This is a genomic window from Runella sp. R5_40, from assembly GCF_057652295.1.
The window spans coordinates 287,477-308,636 of record NZ_JBYFCH010000008.1 but is presented as its reverse complement, the minus strand read 5'-3'; the positions used below and the strand labels follow the sequence as shown (position 1 = coordinate 308,636).

15 protein-coding genes are annotated in these 21,160 nt (G+C 47.7%); 9 read left to right on the top strand and 6 right to left on the bottom strand.

Annotated features, from left to right (window positions below; genetic code table 11):
* Positions 1-487: 487 nt before the first annotated feature.
* The 3 genes from AC23N5_RS16910 to AC23N5_RS16900 all read left to right on the top strand — a co-directional run bounded on the left by AC23N5_RS16910 (position 488) and on the right by AC23N5_RS16900 (position 4,443).
* Positions 488-1,576, top strand: coding sequence for an AI-2E family transporter (locus tag AC23N5_RS16910; RefSeq protein ID WP_183974719.1), 1,089 nt, complete (start codon positions 488-490; stop codon positions 1,574-1,576).
* A 68-nt stretch (positions 1,577-1,644) separates the two neighbouring features.
* Positions 1,645-4,095 carry a penicillin acylase family protein gene (locus tag AC23N5_RS16905; RefSeq protein ID WP_487756483.1) on the top strand — a complete coding sequence of 817 codons (2,451 nt, stop codon included), beginning with the start codon at positions 1,645-1,647 and terminating at the stop codon, positions 4,093-4,095.
* Positions 4,096-4,107: 12 nt separating this feature from the next.
* Entirely contained in the window at positions 4,108-4,443 is a 336-nt protein-coding gene (locus AC23N5_RS16900) for a hypothetical protein (protein WP_487756482.1), read from the top strand.
* A gap of 351 nt (positions 4,444-4,794) precedes the next feature.
* Here the strand turns inward: AC23N5_RS16900 and AC23N5_RS16895 are convergent, their stop codons facing one another.
* Entirely contained in the window at positions 4,795-5,439 is a 645-nt protein-coding gene (locus AC23N5_RS16895) for a hypothetical protein (RefSeq protein WP_183974724.1), read from the bottom strand.
* A gap of 135 nt (positions 5,440-5,574) precedes the next feature.
* Between AC23N5_RS16895 and AC23N5_RS16890 the strand changes: the two genes are divergently transcribed.
* Complete coding sequence (locus AC23N5_RS16890) at positions 5,575-6,561, top strand: hypothetical protein (RefSeq protein WP_183974726.1); 987 nt, start codon at positions 5,575-5,577, stop codon at positions 6,559-6,561.
* 47 nt (positions 6,562-6,608) lie between these two features.
* Positions 6,609-9,491 carry a metallophosphoesterase gene (locus AC23N5_RS16885; protein ID WP_487756481.1) on the top strand — a complete coding sequence of 961 codons (2,883 nt, stop codon included), beginning with the start codon at positions 6,609-6,611 and terminating at the stop codon, positions 9,489-9,491.
* A gap of 25 nt (positions 9,492-9,516) precedes the next feature.
* Here AC23N5_RS16885 and AC23N5_RS16880 read toward each other — a convergent pair whose 3' ends face one another.
* A complete protein-coding gene (locus AC23N5_RS16880; protein ID WP_183974732.1) occupies positions 9,517-9,972 on the bottom strand; it encodes a (deoxy)nucleoside triphosphate pyrophosphohydrolase in 456 nt (151 codons plus the stop codon).
* Between the two features lie 200 nt (positions 9,973-10,172).
* On the opposite strand from AC23N5_RS16880, the gene AC23N5_RS16875 reads away from it, so the two are divergent.
* Entirely contained in the window at positions 10,173-11,681 is a 1,509-nt protein-coding gene (locus AC23N5_RS16875) for a DUF4301 family protein (protein WP_487756480.1), read from the top strand.
* 71 nt (positions 11,682-11,752) lie between these two features.
* Here the strand turns inward: AC23N5_RS16875 and AC23N5_RS16870 are convergent, their stop codons facing one another.
* The gene (locus AC23N5_RS16870; protein ID WP_487756479.1) at positions 11,753-14,242 is read right to left on the bottom strand and encodes a T9SS type A sorting domain-containing protein; all 2,490 of its coding nucleotides are present in this window, start codon (positions 14,240-14,242) and stop codon (positions 11,753-11,755) included.
* Positions 14,243-14,384: 142 nt separating this feature from the next.
* Here AC23N5_RS16870 and AC23N5_RS16865 point away from each other — a divergent pair, with 142 nt between their 5' ends.
* Together AC23N5_RS16865 and AC23N5_RS16860 are read left to right on the top strand one after the other, a co-directional pair.
* Entirely contained in the window at positions 14,385-15,095 is a 711-nt protein-coding gene (locus AC23N5_RS16865; RefSeq protein ID WP_487756478.1) for an ATP-binding cassette domain-containing protein, read from the top strand.
* A gap of 79 nt (positions 15,096-15,174) precedes the next feature.
* Positions 15,175-15,831 (top strand): hypothetical protein, encoded by a 657-nt coding sequence (locus tag AC23N5_RS16860; RefSeq protein ID WP_487756477.1) that lies wholly within the window; start codon positions 15,175-15,177, stop codon positions 15,829-15,831.
* 117 nt (positions 15,832-15,948) lie between these two features.
* On the opposite strand, the gene AC23N5_RS16855 is transcribed toward AC23N5_RS16860, so the two are convergent.
* On the bottom strand, positions 15,949-17,196 hold the full coding sequence (locus AC23N5_RS16855; RefSeq protein WP_487756476.1) for a bifunctional 3,4-dihydroxy-2-butanone-4-phosphate synthase/GTP cyclohydrolase II: 1,248 nt from the start codon (positions 17,194-17,196) through the stop codon (positions 15,949-15,951).
* Between the two features lie 151 nt (positions 17,197-17,347).
* Between AC23N5_RS16855 and AC23N5_RS16850 the strand changes: the two genes are divergently transcribed.
* Positions 17,348-19,324, top strand: a complete 1,977-nt coding sequence (locus AC23N5_RS16850) for a T9SS type B sorting domain-containing protein (RefSeq protein ID WP_487756475.1) — start codon at positions 17,348-17,350, stop codon at positions 19,322-19,324.
* Here the strand turns inward: AC23N5_RS16850 and AC23N5_RS16845 are convergent.
* Positions 19,310-20,032, bottom strand: a complete 723-nt coding sequence (locus tag AC23N5_RS16845) for a LytR/AlgR family response regulator transcription factor (protein ID WP_487756474.1) — start codon at positions 20,030-20,032, stop codon at positions 19,310-19,312. The two genes, AC23N5_RS16850 and AC23N5_RS16845, sit on opposite strands and share 15 nt — an antisense overlap.
* Positions 20,029-21,117: a sensor histidine kinase gene (locus tag AC23N5_RS16840; protein ID WP_183974746.1), complete on the bottom strand. Its 1,089-nt coding sequence runs from the start codon at positions 21,115-21,117 to the stop codon at positions 20,029-20,031. The genes AC23N5_RS16845 and AC23N5_RS16840 overlap by 4 nt, the downstream gene beginning before the upstream one ends.
* Positions 21,118-21,160 lie beyond the last annotated feature (43 nt).

The window sequence follows — 21,160 nt, the reverse complement described above, 5'->3', positions numbered from 1 at the left end:
GATTCAAGGCTATCGTTGAGGGATTCGCCCTCAAAAATACCACCCCAAATCAACAAGTTATGGGGTTACCATAGGTTGTGAGCAACCCTTAGCACGAGCGCACGTTTGTCCTTTGCTTTTTGCCTCTTGCCTTCTTCGAGCGAGTTGTGAGCAACCCTTGGCACGAGCGCACGTTTGCCCTTTGCTTTTTGCTTCTTGCTTTCCTCGGGCGGGTTGTGAGCAACCCTTAGCACGAGCGCACGTTTGCCCTTTGCTTCTTGCTTCTTGCTTCTTGCTTTCCTCGGGCGGGTTGTGAGCAACCCTTGGCACGAGCGCACGTTTGCCCTTTGCTTTTTGCCTCTTGCCTTCTTCGAGCGGGTTGTGAACAACCCTTGGCACGGGAGTTTGCCTTTTCCCCTTGAAAATACGTAGATTTGGGTGAATTTACCGTTTCGACCCAAATCCTCTCCAAAAATCTTAAAATTACCCTAAAAGGTTCAGTCTGACCATGCAAAAATCATTTCCTTTTTCCCTTCGACTCGCGGGGTGGCTTCTTTCCTCGGTAATTATCGTTTATATCTTGTACGTTCTCCGCGAAACCATCGTACCCCTCACCTTTTCGGTGTTATTTTCGGTGCTACTGTACCCCATTTGTGCTTTTTTAGAACGTTGGCGTTTCCCTCGTTTATTGGCCATTACCATTGCTCAAATCATCTTTTTTGCCGTTTTGGTAGGATTGATTTACTTGGCTTCCATTCAAATCATCAGTTTTGGAGAAGAACTTCCTCGTTTGGAGAAAAAAGCCAATTATTGGATTGACCAAGGACAAGATTTTTTAAGTGATAATTTTGGCATGAGCCGCCGCAAACAAATTACCGAAGGCCGCAAGTACCTCACCGAAGCCCTCAAAAATAGTGCATCGGTCCTGACGGGGGCCGTTGCTACCACCACGGGTACGCTGGCTTCAGCTACGCTTGTTCCTTTGTTCGTATTTTTCTTTTTACTTTACCGCGATTTCTTCCGTCAGTTTTTTTACAAATTGTTTGATAGCCGCCACAAACGCCGCGTCGATCAAGCCATTCGGCGGATTTATGAGGTTGTACAAGGCTACCTCGTAGGACTGGTTTCGGTGATTCTGATTGTGGGAGTACTCAATTCCGCAGGTTTGCTGCTGCTTGGCGTCCCGCACGCGGTTTTCTTTGGTTTTTTTGCGTCTTGCTTGTTGCTTATCCCTTACATCGGTTTGTTGATAGGCTCTATTTTACCCGCTTTAATGGCCTTGGTTGCGCTCGATTCGCCCATGTATTCGCTGGGAGTATTGGCCGTTTTTGGGGTGATTCAAATACTAGAAGGAAATTTCATTACGCCTTACATCGTCGGTTCTAAAGTGAGTGTCAACCCGCTTGCATCCATGATTGTCTTGATTTTTGGGGGACAACTTTGGGGCGTTTCGGGCTTGATTTTGGCCCTTCCCGTTACGGCCATTGTGAAAGTTATTTTTGATTCGGTCGAAGCCCTCAAACCTTTTGGTTATTTATTGGGAGAAGCCGAAGATCGTGCGCCACTCGACTGGCCAACATTTGATAAAAAACACTAAATTGCACCCCAATTAATTCATTTTTTTATCAACAAAATACCAAAACCAAACCCTTTTAACATTCCCCAATGAAATACATTCGTGCGTTGTTGAGTCTGCTGGTAGCTGGTGGATTGACGTACATTTTTAGCCGCCCACTTGGGCCTGCTCCTGCTTTGGGGCCTTTTTTTAGTCCGTTTACGGGTTTTTGGCAAAATGCCGAGTCGCCCGATAAACAACCCCCAGCCGACATTAAACTTCAAGGGCTCAAAGGCGAAGTTACGGTCAAATACGACGACAACGGAGTGCCGCACATCTTTGCCGATAACGACGAGGATTTGTATTTCGCCCAAGGTTTCATCATTGCCCGCGACCGTCTTTGGCAAATGGACTTTTACAGTCGCGTAGCGGCAGGGCGTTTGAGTGAGGTAATGGGGCCTTTGGCACTTGATTTTGACCGCTATAATCGTCGTCTCCAACTACCCGAAGGAGCCGAGAGATTGGCGGAGTCATTTACCCACGAGCCTACGTCTAAGCTCATTGTAGAGTCTTATTCGGCAGGGGTAAACGCTTATATTCAGCAGGTTTCGTACAAAGATTTGGCCATTGAGTATAAAATTCTTGGCTATACGCCCGAAGCTTGGTCGCCGCTTAAAACAGCCTTGGTAGAAATGGTGATGCGCAAAGACATGAACGCGCGCTCAGACGACTACCGCATGGCCAATGCTTTGGCGAAGTTTGGCAAAGAAACCATGAACGACCTCTTTCCTGACTATCCCGTAGAAGAGTCGCCGATTGTACCCTCGGGCACAAAATGGGATTTTACGCCACTGGCCGTTCCCAAAGTACCCGAACTCATGAAAGCGAGCATCGCCGCCAATCTCGACCTTGAAGCTGAAAACCCTGGTATTGGCTCCAACAACTGGGCGGTTCATGGTTCGCGTACGGCCTCTGGGTTGCCTTTGCTCGCCAACGACCCCCACTTAGGGCTAAGCCTTCCTTCTATTTGGTACCAAATGCAGTTGGTTTCACCCACGGTCAACGTCTATGGCGTATGCGTGCCAGGTTGGCCAGGGATTGGCATTGGGTTCAACAAAGACATTGCTTGGGGAATGACCAACGTCGGTTCGGACGTGTTTGATTTGTTCCAAATTCAGTTCAAAGACAATACGTTCAAAGAATACAAATACGGCAACGACTGGCGCCCTGTCACGTCGAGAGTCAGTGAATTTAAGGTAAAAGGTTCGCCCGAAATCATCCGTGATACCGTTCTTTATACCCACCACGGCCCGATTCTTTATAGCCAAGGACAGAAACCTTTCTTCTCCGATTTACCCGTTGGTCATGCACTTACGTGGGTAGGTCCCGTAGCCGCAGGAAATTCAGTGAAGGCGCTGTACCTCATCAACCACGGTAAAAATTACGACGATTACCGTAAAATTTTACCCTATTTAGCCGCTCCAGGTTTCAACGTGGTCTTTGCCAGCAATCAAAACGACGTGGCTATTACCTCAGCAGGGCATTTTCCGTTGAAATGGAAAGAGCAAGGCAAATATTCGCTCGATGGCGCTAACCCTGAGCATGAATGGAAAGCGTGGATTCCCGTGGAGCAAACACCCTACGTCAAAAATCCTGCCCGTGGCTTTGTAAGTTCGGCCAATCAGTTTCCCGCTGACCCTTCTTACCCGTATTATTTGGGGTGGAAATTTGCGCCTGCCGAACGGGGTATTCGTATCAATGAGCGTTTGGGCAACATGACCAAAGCAACCCCCGACAGCTTACGTCTCCTCCAAAATGATAATTTCAACGTAGAAGCACGCCGCATTCTGCCCGAATTGCTCAAGTATTTGGAAAAAGACCCCAGCGCCAAAGCCTTGCCAGCCTACGGCGTGTTGGCCAAATGGAACTTACGCAACGACCCCAACGAAATTGCGCCTACCATTTTTGAGCGTTTCGTAAAAGAGCTGCGGCTGGCGATTTGGGAAGATGAGTTTCCAACGCAAGACGAAAAAGCGCCCATGTCACAGCCTACCCGCGACCGTACGTGGGCCATGCTCCAAAAACAACCCAATGCAAAGTGGTTTGACAACGTAAAAACGACCGACAAGGTAGAAACCGCCGCTGACATTATTACAACCACTTTCAAAGCTACCATTGACTCGCTTACGGTAAAATACGGGCCATATAATCCACAAACGTGGGTTTGGGGTACTGCCAAAGGAACTGACATCAAGCACCTTGTACCGTTGTTCAAGTCGTTTTCACGGATGGATATCATCAACGGGGGGGGGGCTAACATTGTCAACGCAACCACCGAAGCAGGTCATGGCCCATCGTGGCGAATGGTGGTGCAGCTCGACAAAACGTGGCCCAAAGCCTACGGTTTGTACCCAGGGGGGCAGTCGGGCAACCCAGGTAGCCCACACTACGACAACATGGTGGACAAATGGGCCAAAGGCGAACTCAACGAGTTAGTGTTTTTGAAGTCGAAAGACGAACAACACCCTCGCATCAAATCAACCGTCAAATTACAACGCTAAACTCTCCGACTCATGCTTTATATTCTTATTCTTGTCATAAGCGGTATTGCTCAATTTTTAGGCCCTTGGTGGCTGATGCCCATCGTATGTTTTGGGCTTTGTTTTTGGAAAGCTAAAAATGCCAAAGAAGCGTACGGAATTGCGTTTGCCGCAGTTTCTACTTTATGGTTAGGGTATTCATTGTTCCAAAGTGTCTCCAGCGGAGGTGAATTTCCCCTAAAAGTGGCCGAAATTTTCAAGTTGCCAAACGCCGCCAGCCTTTTTGCCGCCGTCACCCTCGTGGGAGGATTGGTGGCGGGCTTCGCAGGTTTAGCAGGTCATTATTGTCGCTTGGCGTTGAAACCCTAGCCGTGCCAAGGGTTGCTCACAACCCGCCCGAAGAAGGCAAAGTGCAAGAGGCAAAAAGGGCAAACGTGCAAAGGGTTGCTCCAAATGTGCAAAGGGTTGCTCACAACCCGTCCAAAGGAGGCAAGAGGCAAAAAGCAAGAGGCAAGATGCGTGTCAAGGGTTGCTCACAACCCGCCCAAAGGAGGCAAGAGGCAAAAAGCAAGATGCGTGTCAAGGGTTGCTCACAACCCGCCCGAGACAGAAACTTCAACTAACAAAAATCCCCGAGCCTTTAACAAGGACTCGGGGATTTTATTTGTAAAGAATAGTCTGCAACTCCTCATCTCTTATCTCTCATAACTCATCACTCCTCTAATAATACCTTGGATTTCCCAACGGTAGCGCGCTGATGATGGTAATCGACGTAATATCTGGATTGAAAGGCGTTGTCAACGTGTGCTCAATTTCGAGTTTAATATAACGGAAAGAAACACCAATTTTGGGCGCTACCGTAATGAACGCATCTTGGTTTTTGCGGCGGAACGTAAAGCGGTTTTCGGTCAACAAGTCTTTGGCTTCTAGTTTACCAATGTACGAAACACCAGCACCCAGTCCCAAGTAAAAACGAGGTTTCCAAGGTCGCTCCAAAATCCGATAGGGTGATGACAAATAATAGTCGGCGTACAACAACCCAAATGAAGTGAATTTTTGCTGAATAATGCTCTTTGACTCTACATCCTCAAACGAGGGTCGGAAGAAGCCGCCCAATTTTAGGCCAACGTTAAACCGATTGGATGCCATGTAGTATGGCGACAAAAACACCTGCCACGTAGGAGCTGTTTTCGGTAGAAAAAAAGGGCTAAAATCGTAAGAACCACCCGCTTTCATCAAACCAGGCCCGACACCCACATTCATCCAAAAACGGCGACTGTCTTCGTCGATTTTTACAAAACGTTGAGCATACGACTGCACTCCCACTAACATGCTCAACAACGCAACTAGGTATAATTTTTTCATGTACGTAAGCTTAGTTATACTCAGCGTCAGAGCAATAAGCATACCAGTTTTATGAACGTTGCTCAAACTACCAGAATCGTTTTTACCAATTTCCCCGTATATTTGTCTGAGAAACTATCGAAAACGATTTGTGAAATGAAGAAGTGGCTGACAATAATTGTATGGATTGGATTGGTAGGGCTGATAGGGTGCGAAAATCCATTTTTTAACGGAAGAACATCGGGAACTTCGGGCAAATGTGAAGCGGGCGCTCCCATCAGTACTTCGGAAGTCACCGACCAAGACCGTGGCTTTTTTAATCCACAAGATAGTTTGTACTACGCCACAGCCGTGTTTGGTATTTTTTACCGAGGCGGCCTGACCAATCCTTGTGAGTTGGTACGTCGGCCTATTTCGTTTAAAACGGTTCTCTCCCGTAAATTCAAAATCGTGTGGGATGGCCCCAAAGGCACTACGACCGACCGAAAAGCTGCCCGAGCCTTGATTCGATTTACCGACAAAGCGTATCGGGACGACATTGACGTCAACTTGCCACCCGTGGATACCCTTCGGCCTTATCCGTACGAAATTTTGATTTCTCAAGACACCACCTATACCAATATTTTCACAGGACGCGAGTACAAAGTGGCCCTTCGCAAAGGTTATTCCAACCTGCTTGACGAAGTCAAATGTGCCGAAGTGAGCCTTTCTTCGACCAAAACATTTGATAGCAATCGGGTAATTCTTGAAAACTCTACCACGGGCAGTTGGTCGCAGCGCTATTTCTTCAAAGCCTCCGACTTTGCTCAAAATGTGCAGTACGTAGTGGTTCGGGAAAAAGAGTGTGCCACTTGCAACGTCCCTATTCCCACGCTCACTGCCGAAAAATACACCATTACGAAGGGGGAAGAAATCACCTTATCATTGTCGGGTTGCCCCGTCAACGAATATGGTCAGGGGCCGTTGGAATGGTTTTACCAAACTGCCAATGGAACCAAAACGCTGATGCAACGGTACAGTTACTCACCCCGAAATCAACGCAGTTTTTCACCGCAAGAAACCACCACGTACTTTTTACGTTGCCAAGGCGAGTGGTACTGCAAACCTCAGAAAGAAGTAAGCGTAACGATTGAGGTAAAATAGGTTCTTTTGCGCAACTTTGTGGTTCGATTTAACTAATCACAATTCGCATGGCTTCATTTCTACGTAAACGCCGTTTTTTAGTCGTTGTTTGGTTTGCACTTCTTATAACCAGTTGTGCTTCCAATGCCCTTTTTGCCCAAAAAATTGTACGAGGTCCTTACCTCCAAATGGGTTCTTCAACGGGCATCGTAGTGCGGTGGCGGACAGACGTGGCGGTGGTTAGTAAGCTCACCTACGGAAGTTCTTCTTCCCAAAAAACGCAAAGTGTTAGCCGCGACGTTCCTACGACCGAACACGAAGTAAGCATCAATGGCCTTACTCCCAACTCAGTCTATTATTACGGAATCCAAGTCAACGGCACGACCTACGAAGGAGATTCCTATTATTTCAAAACAGCTCCACCCACGGGAAGTAAGCAAAAGGTGAGGTTTTGGGCCTTAGGTGATGCAGGAGACGGTTCGCCCAACCAGCGGGAAGTACGCGATGCTTATTTAAAACGTATTCAAAACGACAACCGTCAAACCGACGCTGTTTTGTTTCTTGGAGACAATGCCTATGCCATCGGTACCGACGAAGAATACCAGAATAATTTCTTCAATATTTACCAAGATTATTTCTTCAAAAACAACGTTATTTGGGCCATTCCTGGCAACCATGAATACTATTCGGGCGTGCAAAGCCGTCGTGAGATTGCCTATTTTCAAATCTTCTCCCAACCCCAAAACGGCGAGTCGGGCGGTGTTCCGTCGGGCTCCGAAATGAATTATTCGTTCGATTACGGCAATGTACACGTAGTAGCCTTGGACTCTTACGGCATTGAGCAAGACAAATACCGATTGTACGATACGCTCAGCCCACAGGTAGAATGGCTCAAAAAAGACTTAGCCGCCAATCGCCTTCCGTGGACGATTGTGATGTTTCACCACCCACCTTACACCAAAAACTCGCACGACTCGGATACCGAAACGGAATTAGTTCTTATTCGACAAAATCTAAACCCTATTTTAGAGCGATACAAAGTTGATTTGGTACTGAGCGGTCATAGCCACTTGTATGAACGTTCGCGCCCTACGCGGGGTCACACAGGACTTGCCCCAACTTTCAACGAAACCGCTCATTTGACCAGCACTTCATCGGGCAAATACGACAATAGCCCAAATTCGTGTGCATACGTCAAAAATGGAGGTGATGAAGGCGTTATTTACGTAGTTGCAGGTTCTTCGGGGCGTAACAATGGACTCGATGGCCCCGCCCACCCCGCAATGCCTTTCAAAAACTTCCAAAACGGTGGTTCGGTCGTTATCGAAGTCGAAGACAACCGCCTTAACTACGAATGGCTTTGTAACGACGGTGTGGTTCGTGATCAATTTACGATTTTCAAAAACGTCAATAAAACGACTCAACTCAAAGCACGTCACGGAGAAACTGTGGCCCTAACGCCATCGTGGAAAGGCGCTGCAAAATGGTCCAATGGTAGCAATGAGCCTACATTGTCCTTTACCCTCACGGGCGACACCACCCTTACCGTTCGCGACGAAGCGGGTTGTTTGTTGGATCGTTTCGTCGTTTCTGTAAGCGAAAAGCCCGCCCTTTCTTTCGATAAACCTCTGGCCAATGCCTGCGCAGGTGCGGCACTTTCGGTTCCTTTTTCGGTAACCAACACCGACCGCAATCGCTGGAAATACACCTTGCAATTATCTGACAATCAAGGCAATTTTTCACAACCCGTCACCCTTTCCACCGAAAGTAACGAAGCATTTTCTGCCACCTTACCCACCACACTCCCTTCGGGCGACAACTATCGCTTGCGCATTGTGGCCAACGTCGCGGGGATTGCTCCAGTTGTATCGGCCAATTTTAGCATCCAACAAAAACCTTCGGCGACCTTGAGCGGCGCAGCAACCATCGAGGCAGGGCAAAGCACCCCACTTACGCTCCAATTTTCGGGCTCAGGACCGTGGACGTACCAGCTTTCGGGCGGCCCCGCTGCGACCACTTCCACCAACCCATTGACCATCTCCATTTCGCCGCTTACAACCACCACTTATACCGTCACCTCCGTAAGCAATGCTTGCGGGATAGGCACCACCAACGGAAGTGCAAGAGTGGAGGTAACGCCCAAAATCACGACTCAAGTGCCTGCGGGAGTTATACTTTGCGATGAATCGGTGTTTGATTTGCCTTTCACCGTCACGGGAGGATTTGATACAGGCATTGGCTTTGAGGCTCAATTATCAGACAAAGAAGGAAACTTTACCACATCTCGCACTGTCGGAAGTGGCAGCCAAAGCCCCGTTAAAGTTACGATTCCTGCCAATGTAGAAATTGGTGGAAATTACCGTTTACGCATCAAACCGACCCAAAATGCCAACGCGAACCTCACACCAAGCGACGTTTTTTCGCTCAAACAACGCGCCAAAGCAACCCTTAGTGGCGACACGACAATTGCATTTGGAGGGGAAGCTAAGCTAAAATTAAGTGTTCAAGGCACGTTTCCCGTGACGTACGTTCTTTCCGACAATAACACGGCCACTATCTCCAGCAACGCTCAAACCATCAGCGTAAAACCAGCCTTAGAAACCACCTATACACTAAAATCCGTGACAAACGTTTGTGGAAACGGAAGCGTTGGTGGCAGCGCGCGCGTGAGTGTTCTTCTCACGGCCATTGAGCCAGTATCTGACGAAGACTTGCGGGTATTGCCCAACCCAACCCACAACAAAGTCAAAGTAGAAGCTAAGGTTTTGGGTCAAAAATCAGGCGATTGGGAACTATTGGATGCGCAAGGAAAAACCCTCAACAAAGGACACTTCCGAAAAGGAACATTGCACGGGCTTGACATATCACTCGAAGACACCGTCCCTGGCGCCTATCTGTTACGTTTTGTAGTAGAGGGGCAAACGATTGTTCGCAAAGTTGTGAAACTGTAAAGTAGGAGTTAGGAACACTTAACAATCAACACTTTAACTTTGTCTTATGGCGACGTAGTTTGCTAACGCCTAAATAATGAAGAAAAGTCTCGATGACTTCTAAGTCGGCTTCGGCCCAATCTAGTTTGTGAACCTCTTCCAGCCGAACCCATTTGTATTGTTGGTGTTCGGTCAAAACGATGGGCGAGGTAAGCATCCGACACACGTAAGGTACAAGGCAGATAATGCGGTTAGGGTCTTCTTTGTAAGCAGGTTCAAGGCGTACTCCTATTTCAATTTCTACGCTCAGCTCTTCCATAATTTCGCGGTGAAGTGCCTCAATTTCCGTTTCGCCTTCATCCACTTTTCCGCCAGGAAACTCCCATTTTAAAGCCAGTGACATCCCTTCCTTGCGCTGGGCCGAAAAAACATGCCCATCTTTTTCAAAGATAGCGCAGGGTACTACCACAATTTTTTTTGAACTTTCGGGTGGGATTGCCATACAAAGCCGCTTTTTTATACAAAGTTAGTACGGAAAATCATTTCTAACCGCTTTTTTTATCGAACGGTCGAAGGATTAACAAATATTTTATAGTTTGCATCCCTGAATCTTCCTTATTTTTAGCACAAAGTCCAAGTTTTTGTAGTCATAATACGATTTTGTATCTCCGAACCTTAAACAGTATAATCTTATTCAAACCCATGTTTACTGAAAAAGACCTCGCCCAAATCGAAAAACAGGGCATTTCGCTTGAAACCATCCAACAACAGATTTCTCATTTTGAAACGGGTTTCCCTTTTTTAAAAGTTCTCAAAGCCGCTACCGTAGGTGATGGCATTGTGCGCGTGAGCGAAGAAGAAAGTGCTGCTCTTGTCGATGAGTTTGATGCACAAGCCAAAAACGTTTCGTTGTTGAAGTTTGTCCCAGCTTCGGGCGCTGCCACGCGGATGTTCAAGTCGCTTTTTGCTTTCAAAGACGACGGAAAAAGCGACAAGTCTATCCCTGAATTTAGCGAGCGGATTCGCGATTTTGCTTTTTTTGAAGACCTCAAAACCGCCATGGCCAACGACGGTGTTGACATTGAAACGGCCATTGGCGACGGCAATTACCAACAAATTGCCGACTATATTTTGAGTGGCAAAGGGCTAGATTATGGCAACCTTCCCAAAGGTTTGTTAAAGTTCCACAACTACGAAGAAGGGGCGCGTACGCCCGTAGAAGAGCATTTGGTAGAAGGCGCCAACTACGCCAATGCCAACGGGGTTGTTCGCCTGCACTTTACCGTCTCGCCTGAGCACCGCAGCCGTTTCGAAGCCCTGATTGAAGCCATGAAACCTGCTTTTGAAGAAAAATACAGCGTCACTTATGAAGTGAGTTTTTCGGAGCAAAAACCCTCTACCGATACCATTTCGGTGAACATGGACAACACGCCTTTCCGCAACGCCGATGGTAGCCTGTTGTTCCGTCCTGCGGGGCACGGGGCGCTTTTGGCCAACCTCGACGACCAAGACGGGGATGTGGTATTCATCAAAAACATCGACAACGTAGTACCCGATAGCCTCAAAAACACCACTTTTACGTACAAAAAAGTCCTTGGGGCGCTGTTATTGAAATACCGCCAGCAAATTTTCGATTTCTTGGCCCGCATCGAAGCAGGCGAAAACAGCGATAGCCTAATCAGCGAACTGTCAGAGTTTTACGAAACGACGATGTTTACGCAGCCTACCAAGGATTTCTGGACGCTTTCAAATACCGAAAAACTCGCCTATTTTGCCATGAAGCTCGACCGCCCTGTGCGTTTGTGCGGAATGGTGAAAAACGTCGGAGAGCCTGGTGGTGGACCTTTCTGGGCGGCAAACCCTGACGGCACGACCTCGCTCCAAGTGGTAGAGTCGGCGCAAATTGACATGGACGATGCTGCACAAAAAGCACTTTTCGATACCGCGACGCACTTCAACCCCGTTGATTTGGTGTGCTCTCTCCGTGGTTATAAAGGCAAGAAATTTGAGTTGATGAGCTATCGCGACTCCAATACGGGCTTTATTACCCAAAAATCAAAAGACGGGAAAGACTTGAAAGCCCAAGAACTCCCAGGACTTTGGAATGGCTCAATGTCTGACTGGAATACGGTGTTTGTGGAAGTTCCACTCATTACCTTCAACCCCGTCAAAACTGTCAACGATTTGCTCCGTAAAGAGCACCAAGCGTAAGGTTTATCAACAAAAAACACCTTTTTTAGCCCCTTCTGAACAGTTCACTGCATCAGAGGGGCTTATTCTTTTTATTGCTTCAACAGCTTACGTTCAAGCCATTTATCACCTACTTTTATCCGAAGAAAATACAATCCAGTTGGCAACGTTTGGGTATTTATTTCGTCTCGGTATTCGCCCGCTGTCCACTGGCGTTTTTGGTACAAATGCCCTTGGGCATCAATCAACTGCCACTCAGTCGCGGTAGGGATGCCGATGGTTAGGTGCAGTCGGTCGGACAATGGATTAGGCCCCACGATGATTTTTTCTTGTTCTTCCTCCACTCCCGTAATCACCACATTGGCCGTTACACTACCCGATACCGTCCCCGTTCCGCACGGGTTACTCACCGAGCTGAGGGTATAGGTTGTCGGCAAAGTGGGTTTAACAGTGACCAAAACGGGGGTTTCGTTGGTTGTCCCCGTCGTATTATCCGACATTGTGTAGGTCCAAGGGGCATCACCAGTAAACTGAATCACCAGCAATAATTCATCCCCAGGCTTGAGCGGCGTCGCTACGCCTCCACTCAGTGCGGCCGTAGGGCGGCGTCCTAGCAGAAAGGGCGAAGTCGGCTGCGACGTAACCGTTGTGCTTCCTACCACTACGACCCGAATTCGGTAACCGTTGGCGTTCGGAATCGCGGGGATATTGGCTAAAATAGGGCTACGGCTTCCCGTCCCGATAATAACAGCATTGGTAAAATTTCCTAAACTATCCGACAACTGCGCCTGAAATACGGTATTGGCAGGGAGGGTTCCGCCGCCAAGCGAAAATTTGACTTCAAATTCTTTACCACTACAAATACCTGAGGTGATGTTTTCGGTAATTACGCGCGGAATGACCGTCACCGAGGCAATTCCCGAAACCGTACCTTCGCCGCACGAATTTCGCACCGAAGTTAGTTGATAAACCGTCGTTTGGGTGGGTTTTACAGTTACTTGCGCAGGAGTTACTTCCGAAGTTGCGGTGGTGCCGTCTGACAATGCAAGCGACCAAGGGCCATCGCCCGTTAATGTCACAGGCAAGGTTGTTGATTCACCAAAATTGACCGAAGCAGCGCCCGACAATACCGCCGTTGGTCTAACTTTTATTATAAAAGAAGCGCTATTGACCGATGTTGAGGTCACACTGGCTACTACCCGTAAACGATACGCCGCCCCCGCCGCAACGTTGGCAGGAATCGTCGTTGAAATTGGGCTACTCGTTCCCGTTGCAAGCGCACGAGGCGCTGTAAACGAACCCGTTGCATCTGAGAGCTGAACGGTATAAGTAACCGCGCCTTCAAAAGTTCCCGTTACCACAAAAGGTAAACTTATGACACTCCCGACGCAAACCGAACCCAAGGCCACGTCGGCTGCACTTACCCGCGGATTGACTTTTACCTGAACAGTACTTGTCGGCGTGGGGGCTGTTCCGCACGCATTACGAACTGATTTAACAGAATAGGTCGTCGTCGTCGTAGGACTGACCGTCACTAAAGCAGGAGTAGTATTCACTGTAGCCGTCTGGTCATTGGATAGAACGTACGTCCACGGGCCTTCTCCAGTAAAGTCTAACGTGAGTTTTGCGCTTTCTCCTACCCCAATCGTTGTACTACCACTCAAGGTAGCGGTAGGCAAGGCTTGTACCGCAAACACGCCGCTACCCACCGAAGTGGCAGAGGCACTAGCGATAACGCGTACTTTGTAGTTTTTGCCTGCTAACAACGAAGCGGGAAAAGTAACTTGCAATGGGCTGGCTGTGCCTGTCCCAATCGCAACGGGATTGGTAAAACTTCCCGTCGAGTCTGATACTTGTGCCGTGTAGGTTACAGCAGCCGTTGATTCAAACGTACCCGTGGTGACAAAAGCCACCGTGGCCGTTGAACCTGCGCAAACGGAAGTAGATGCAAACGTAGAAGTAATAATGGGTAAAACGCGTACCCGCGCACTGCCAGTAACTGTACCCGCACCACACACATTGCTAACCGACTGAAGGGCATAAGTAGTACTCACAGTAGGTTGCACAATGCCTTTGAGCGGACTTGTGAGCGTAGTGCCTGTGTTGGTATTGGTAAATGTATAAGTCCAAGGGCCATTTCCTGTAAAAACAACCGTCAAGGTTGCCGTGCCACCCAACGTAATCGTGGTATCGCCCGAAAGCGTGGCAGTAGGGCGTCTGAGCATGGTAAAAATAGAAGTTGGCACCGACGTGATACCCGTCGTATCCGAAACAACGCGCAAACGATACTCCCCATTAGGAGCTGTTGCGGGCAAGGTAACCACAATCGGGCTGGTTGCTCCCGATGCCAACGCCGTAGGACTCGTAAACGTCCCTCCCGTTCCTGACAATTGCACCGTGTAAGTACGTTTGGCAGGCGTAGGGACATTGGCTGGTGTAAACGCCACCGACAAAGTTGCCCCAGCACAGGCTGCTGCCCCGCTGACGTCCGTTGTGGTAATCGTCGGGGTTTGTGCCCACGTGTTCATCCAAGCGATTACGCCTAAAAATAATAAAACCCCAGTCCGTTTAAACAATCTCATAAAACGCAAGTCCGTTACATTGTTATACGCTAAAATTGTGCCATTGCAATACAACAATCCCTTCTCTTTGTAGTTTTCTATCAAGCAAATATACAAGACCCTAAACGAGAAATTTGTATTTTCGCCCCAATTCTGAAAAATCATGTCCATTCGGATACAACACCTCACTAAACTATACGGCACTCAAAAAGCCGTCAACGACATTAGCTTCGACGTAAAGCCTGGAGAAATCATGGGATTTTTAGGGCCTAACGGCGCGGGAAAATCGACGACCATGAAAATCACGACGGGCTACCTCAACGCCACCAGCGGAAGCGTAGAAGTATGTGGATTTGACGTAGCGAAGCAGTCGATGGAAGTACGCCGCTCGATTGGCTATCTACCTGAGCACAATCCACTTTATACCGATATGTACATCAAAGAGTTTTTGCGTTTTGTGGGGGCTTTGTATGGCCTCAAAGGCGAAAAACTGCGCCAGCGGGTGAGTGAAATGGTAGAAATATGTGGACTAGGGCTTGAACAAAACAAAAAAATTGGACAATTATCCAAAGGCTATCGCCAACGCGTTGGTTTGGCCCAAGCCTTGATTCATAACCCGCCCGTTCTGATTCTGGACGAAGCCACCACGGGACTCGACCCGAACCAAATTCTTGAGATTCGGACACTCATTAAAAGCGTTGGAAAAGAAAAAACGGTTCTTTTTTCCTCGCACATTATGCAAGAAGTAGAAGCCATTTGCGACCGTGCCGTCATTATCAATCGGGGGCAAGTCGTAGCCAATCGAACCCTTGCCGATTTACGCAGCGAAGGTAAACCGCTAGAAGAAGTCTTCCGAGAGCTTACCACGCAATAGCCCTCCTTTTTTTTCGTTTTTGAAACAGAATTGTTCCTTTGAACGTAATCTCTTTTGAACGTTTTTTATATTTGAGACTATGAAAAAATTATTTTTGGGATTGGTAGTGGCCTCCTTATGGGCATTTGGAGCCGCCGCTCAGACCGCCAACCCCGACGCACCACCACCACCAGTACGACCCAATAATGATGGCCCCATCAAAGTGTTAGACGCACCTCCTCGCAAACAAGATCCAGAGCGTCCGCCTTCGCCCTTAGACCGCCTTCGCTTGGGAGGGAGTATTGGGCCACTTTCGTTTGGAACCGTAACCAGTATTGGGGTTTCGCCCGTGGCAGGGTATCAGGTTACTAATCGCCTTTCGTTAGGGGGTGGTTTTACGTATCAATACACCCAACTCCGCTATTCTCCTACCCTTAAAAGTAGCTACGATAACTACGGCGGACGGGTATTTGGGATGTTTAATGTTTACGAAAGTATCAACTTAAACGCTGAATACGAATCGCTTAACGTCCAATACCGCGACTACAACGCCAGCGGCGTACGTAAGCGAACTTGGATAAATTCGGCCATGGTGGGAGCTTCGTACTCCACTCCGATTGGCGGGCGTTTTATCAAGGCATTTAACCTGATGTTGTTGTATAACCTAAGTTACAACAACTTGGTGAACCCTTCGTATCCCGCAGAGAACATTTATCCGACTTCGAGCCCATTGGTGATTCGAGCCGTATTGTTTTAGTGTTGTAGTGTTTTTGAATGTCGAGGGTAGACGGGGGCGCCCGAGCGATGGAGAGTGTCGAATACAAAAATACACTCGACACTCTGCACTCGCCCCTCGACATTCTACCCTAGACATTTATTCTTTCACAGCTGCAAACTGCGTAAGGCGGTGCCCCATTTTGTCGCGCTTTGTTTTCAAATATCCTTCATTATACTGATTCGCGGGCATTTCGATGGGCACACAATCAATAATTTCTAGGCCATAACCCATCAAACCCACCCGTTTTTTAGGGTTGTTGGAAATGAGTTTGATTTTGCTCAATCCCAAATCGCGCAAAATCTGTGCGCCTACGCCATAATCACGCTCGTCCATTTTAAACCCAAGGGCAATATTGGCGTCAACCGTATCCAAGCCATTTTCTTGCAATTTATAGGCTTTCAGTTTGTTGATAAGTCCAATACCGCGCCCTTCTTGGTTCATATACACCACCACGCCTTTGCCCGCACGCTCAACCATTTCCATCGACGCGTGCAATTGCGGCCCGCAGTCGCAACGGCATGACCCGAAAATATCGCCCGTCACGCACGATGAGTGAACGCGCACCAATACGGGTTCATCTTTCTCCCACGTACCTTTAATAAGGGCTAAGTGTAACTCATCGGTATGGATTTGGCGGAACGCAATCATGTCGAAATGCCCCCATTCGGTCGGCATGTCAACGGCGATTTCGCGCTTGATAAGGGTTTCTTTCTGAAGACGGTATTCAATCAAATCTTTGATAGACACCAACTTCATATCAAACTTATCGGCCAATTCGCGCAGCTGTGGCAAACGCGCCATCGTACCGTCTTCGTTCAAAATTTCAATCAATACTCCCGCAGGTTTTAATCCTGCCAAACGCGCAAAATCAATGGCAGCTTCGGTATGTCCCGTGCGACGAAGTACGCCGCCAGGCATGGCACGAAGCGGAAAAATATGTCCTGGACGACCTAATTCTTCGGGACGGATGGTAGGATCCACCAGTGCTTGAATGGTTTTAGAACGGTCGGAAGCCGAAATTCCCGTCGTACAGCCGTGCCCCAGCAAATCGACCGATACGGTAAACGGTGTCTCGTGCGTAGAAGTATTATCTCCTACCATCATTTTGAGGCCCAATTCCTCGCAACGCTCCACGGTAAGGGGGGCACACATGAGCCCTCGTCCTTCTTTTACCATGAAGTTCACCATTTCAGGCGTGGTCATTTCGGCCGCACAAATAAAGTCTCCTTCATTTTCACGGTCTTCATCATCGACCACAATGATGATTTTCCCTGCTCGAATGTCTTCAATCGCCGATTCAATGGTATCGAGCTTGATGGAATTGGTATTATTATTGCTATCCATGTATCAAATAAAAATAGTTTGCGAAAAACAACGTTTTATGTTTACGATTCTGTGTAGTGCGTGTAATTCTTTTCGTAGTGAGTTTGTTAGTAAAACAACCTTTTGCAAAGATACGTTCTTTGGGGAGAAGGAAATCGGAAATCATAAATCTATGAAATCATCTCTTGTACTTTTTTTCTTTTTGGTAAGCCTAGCCGTCTTGGGGCAAGATTGGTGTGATCCTGCTCAACGTCCCAAAGACCAAGTTATTGGCCAAGGAGGTTTCACCGTTCAAGGCTCTACCACAGGTTGTTTATTATATGATGTTAAGGTAGATGCAAGTGTTGCTGGTTCAAGCATACAATACATTTATGACTACAAAGGTGGCGACCCTACCAAAGCACCTTATACGGCTATTCCCACCACGTCACATCGCTATACCAAACTTGGCAAATATACCATACTCCAGCTTGTAAGCACGGGGGGCACAGGAGCCATCGCCTGCCGCGTAGTCGAAGCCGTCACAGCCCCTAATTACAAAGTCCAAGTCTGTAGTGGGCGCAAAGTGGTAGTCACAATCGCCGACGATTCTACCACCAAAGGTTATGAATCTTTTTTGGTTAATTTTGGAGGGGGTATTTTTATTCCTGTCTCCAAAGCCAATAGCCCTTACGTTATTTCTTATGCTTACCCTGCTACTGCCAATGCCGCAACCATTTCGGTAACGGGTACTGCCCCTGGCAATATTCCGCTTACCTGCAAAAAAGATACGAGTGTAGTTCTGAATACTTCTACTGCAACGGGCGTATCCATCCGCAAAGTAACCACTCGCCCCGACGGCACGGTGGATGTGCTTGTCAAAGGTAGCGCGGGCATCAAAGCCGACATTCAAATCGACGAAGGCGCGACGGGAACGTTTAAAAACACGGGCCAAAGCGCGACCACCAACGATACCACCACGGTGACGATTCGCGCCATCAACGCCGCCCAAAACGCTTATTGTTTTCGCCTAAGTACCAGCGACGTCTGCGACAATACCACCACTACCTCCAGCGTAGTCTGTGCCACGAGCTTAGATGTCGTAGCCCAAAACCAACAAAACGTACTCACTTGGAAAGAATATCCGCACGCGGCCTCATTTCAAAATTACCGCGTCAATCTCAACGGAACCCCTAGCCCAGTGGTCACTAATCGTACCACAACAACCCAAACTGACCGCAACGTGACCTGCGGAAATCAGTATTGTTATCAAGTCACGGTGACATTGGCGGGAGGCGTTGAATCGGTTTCGCAACTGCGCTGTGTTCAAGCCATTTCTAGCGATGTTCCATCAAAAATTACCAACGTTGTGGCTTCGGTACTCGAAGAAGAACAAAAAGTAGAAGTACGTATTACCAATCCACCAGCGTCGGGAGCTAGTCCTTCTCGGTTCAAAACCATTTTTTTACGCGCCGACAATGGCAGCAACAACTACCAAGAGGTGGGGGTTGCCAATAACCTATTGACATTTATTGACCCTACCGCCAACCCCAATGCTCAATCGTACTGCTATAAAGTTCAATACGAAAACAGTTGCGGAAATCGCTCCGAACCAAGCGACCCCGTTTGTTCAATTCACTTATATTCCAAAACCAGCTCAACCGTTGACTGGACCATTGATTCTCCATTCTTGTTTCCGGTTGGCTACTACGCTTTAGAGATATTGAACGAGCAAGGGGTTCTTGTTGACCAAGTTCGTTTGGGAGGAAACTCTAGCTTCGACCCTGACACTTACAATCCTGACCAACAGCAGTTTAGATACCGAATACTTGCTTATCCACAAGGGTCTTCGGGGTTAATAAGTTATTCTAACCCTTACGTTTTTGTTCGCAATGCCCTTGTCTTCATTCCCGATGCGTTTTCTCCTAACCAAGATAATGTCAACGACTTTTTTGCGATGCAAGGGCAATTTGTCAATACTTCAAGACTGATTGTCTATAACCGATGGGGCGAAGTGCTTTTTGAATCCGATGACGCGATAAAAAAAGGGTGGGACGGAAAACTCAATGGACAGCCCGCACCCGAAGGGTCTTACGTGTATCGGATTGAAGTGAGTGATTTGCTTGGTAAAAATTTTGTTAAAATCGGGACTTTCTTACTCGCTCGGTAGTTTTCGGTACTTTTGCTCAAACTCAACTAGGTAGCGGTTTCCAATCGGAATTTCGACATTACCTAAGTGGACTTTGGCCCTCTGAACTGCCGTTATCCGTTCAAAAGCGACAATAAACGAATTGTGAATACGCCCAAACTGCTCTTCGGGCAGTTTGGCTTCCATGGCTTTTAGGTTCAGGCGCGTCAGAATGGGTTTCGGTTGCTGCGTGGTGTATATTTTGACATAGTCTTTGAGCCCTTCCACGTAATTTACTTCATCGAAATAAATCTTGATTTCTTTGTATTCCGAAAAAACAAAGAAAAAACCACGTTCCGCAACCGCTGGCGTCTCCTCTTTCTGACGCAATTCAAACAACTCTTTGGCCCGAAGTACTGCTTTTTCAAAACGTTGAAACGGAATCGGTTTGAGCAAATAATCCACGACATTGAGTTCAAAACCCTCCAAAGCATACTGCTCATAGGCCGTCGTAAAAATCACCATTGGCGGTTGTGGAAGTCCGCGTAAAAATTGCGTTCCTGTCAACGTAGGCATCTGAATATCCAGAAAAATAAGGTCCACCGAATGGGTTTTAAGCCACAAATCAGCATCGACGGCATTGGAAAAAGTAGCTTGTAGATCCAAGTACGGAAACCGACGAAGGTCATCGGCCAAAATCGCCAAAGCAAACGGCTCATCGTCAATGGCTATGCAACGTAACTGCGTCATGGGGCTAGTTCAAGGGATAATTCCACCCGAAATGTAGTGGCGTTGGTGTAAATATGCAATTCGTGCCGCTGTGGATAATGCAGGGCCAGGCGGCGTTCCACGTTTTTTATCCCCAGTCCCGACGCACCTTCCTTGGGTAGGTTATTTTCAAAAATGGGGTTTTCGGCAAAAAACAACAGGTGGTTTTCTCCCACCCGAAAGCCAATCACGATGTCGCTTTTTTGTTGACTGTGCAAGCCGTATTTAAACGCATTTTCGACAAAAGGCAAAAATAACAAAGGCTCAATTTGATACCTTTCAATCGCTCCTTCGTGTACAAACGAAACGGAGTTTTGCTCGGTCAGTCGCATTTTTTGGAGGTCAATAAAATGCTGCAAATGCTCAATTTCTTGCGCCAATGGCACGCGTTCGTGGTTGGCCTGATAAATCACGTACCGCAGCAACTGCGACAGTTTCACCACTGCTTCTTCGGCATTATCCGACTTTTGGCGTGTCAACCAGCGAATGTTGTTGAGCGTATTAAACAAAAAATGTGGGCTGATTTGAAGTTTCAACACGGCCAATTCGGCGGCTATTTTTTCCAATTGAATCTGTTGTTTTTCTTCGCGTTCGCGCAAACGGTCACGCACCAAGGCAATCATCGAGCTGGCCAACGTAATCAAACAAAACGACAAAAAAGCCGTGATTTGTGGAGGCCCTATCGCCCCAAAAGGAGGCCGAACGGGCATTCTGCCCGAGGGTGGAGGCATCGGCGGAGGTACTTGCCCAAGCATCGGGGGGCGGCTCATTCGCCACCACTGCATCAGCAAATCGTTGGCAATCAAATAAATCAACAATGCTCCTGCCACTGCCCCCACGTACGCAATCACATTCTTTTTAGACAGCAGATTCGGGATTAAGCGTTGGAGATTGAGGTAAAAAAAGGCAATCAACAAGGCATCACCTGCCAGCTTACTCAGCAAAAAACTGCCAAAATTTGGCGGAAACCACGTGTTTGAAAAGGAAAAAAATAGCAACGGAGAGGCGATGTAAACTACCCAGCCAATGAGGTGCAGCCACCCGTTATATCGTTCTAAATACTTCATAAAATCCTTTTCCTAGCTATACATTTTTTTACCCACCTTCGTT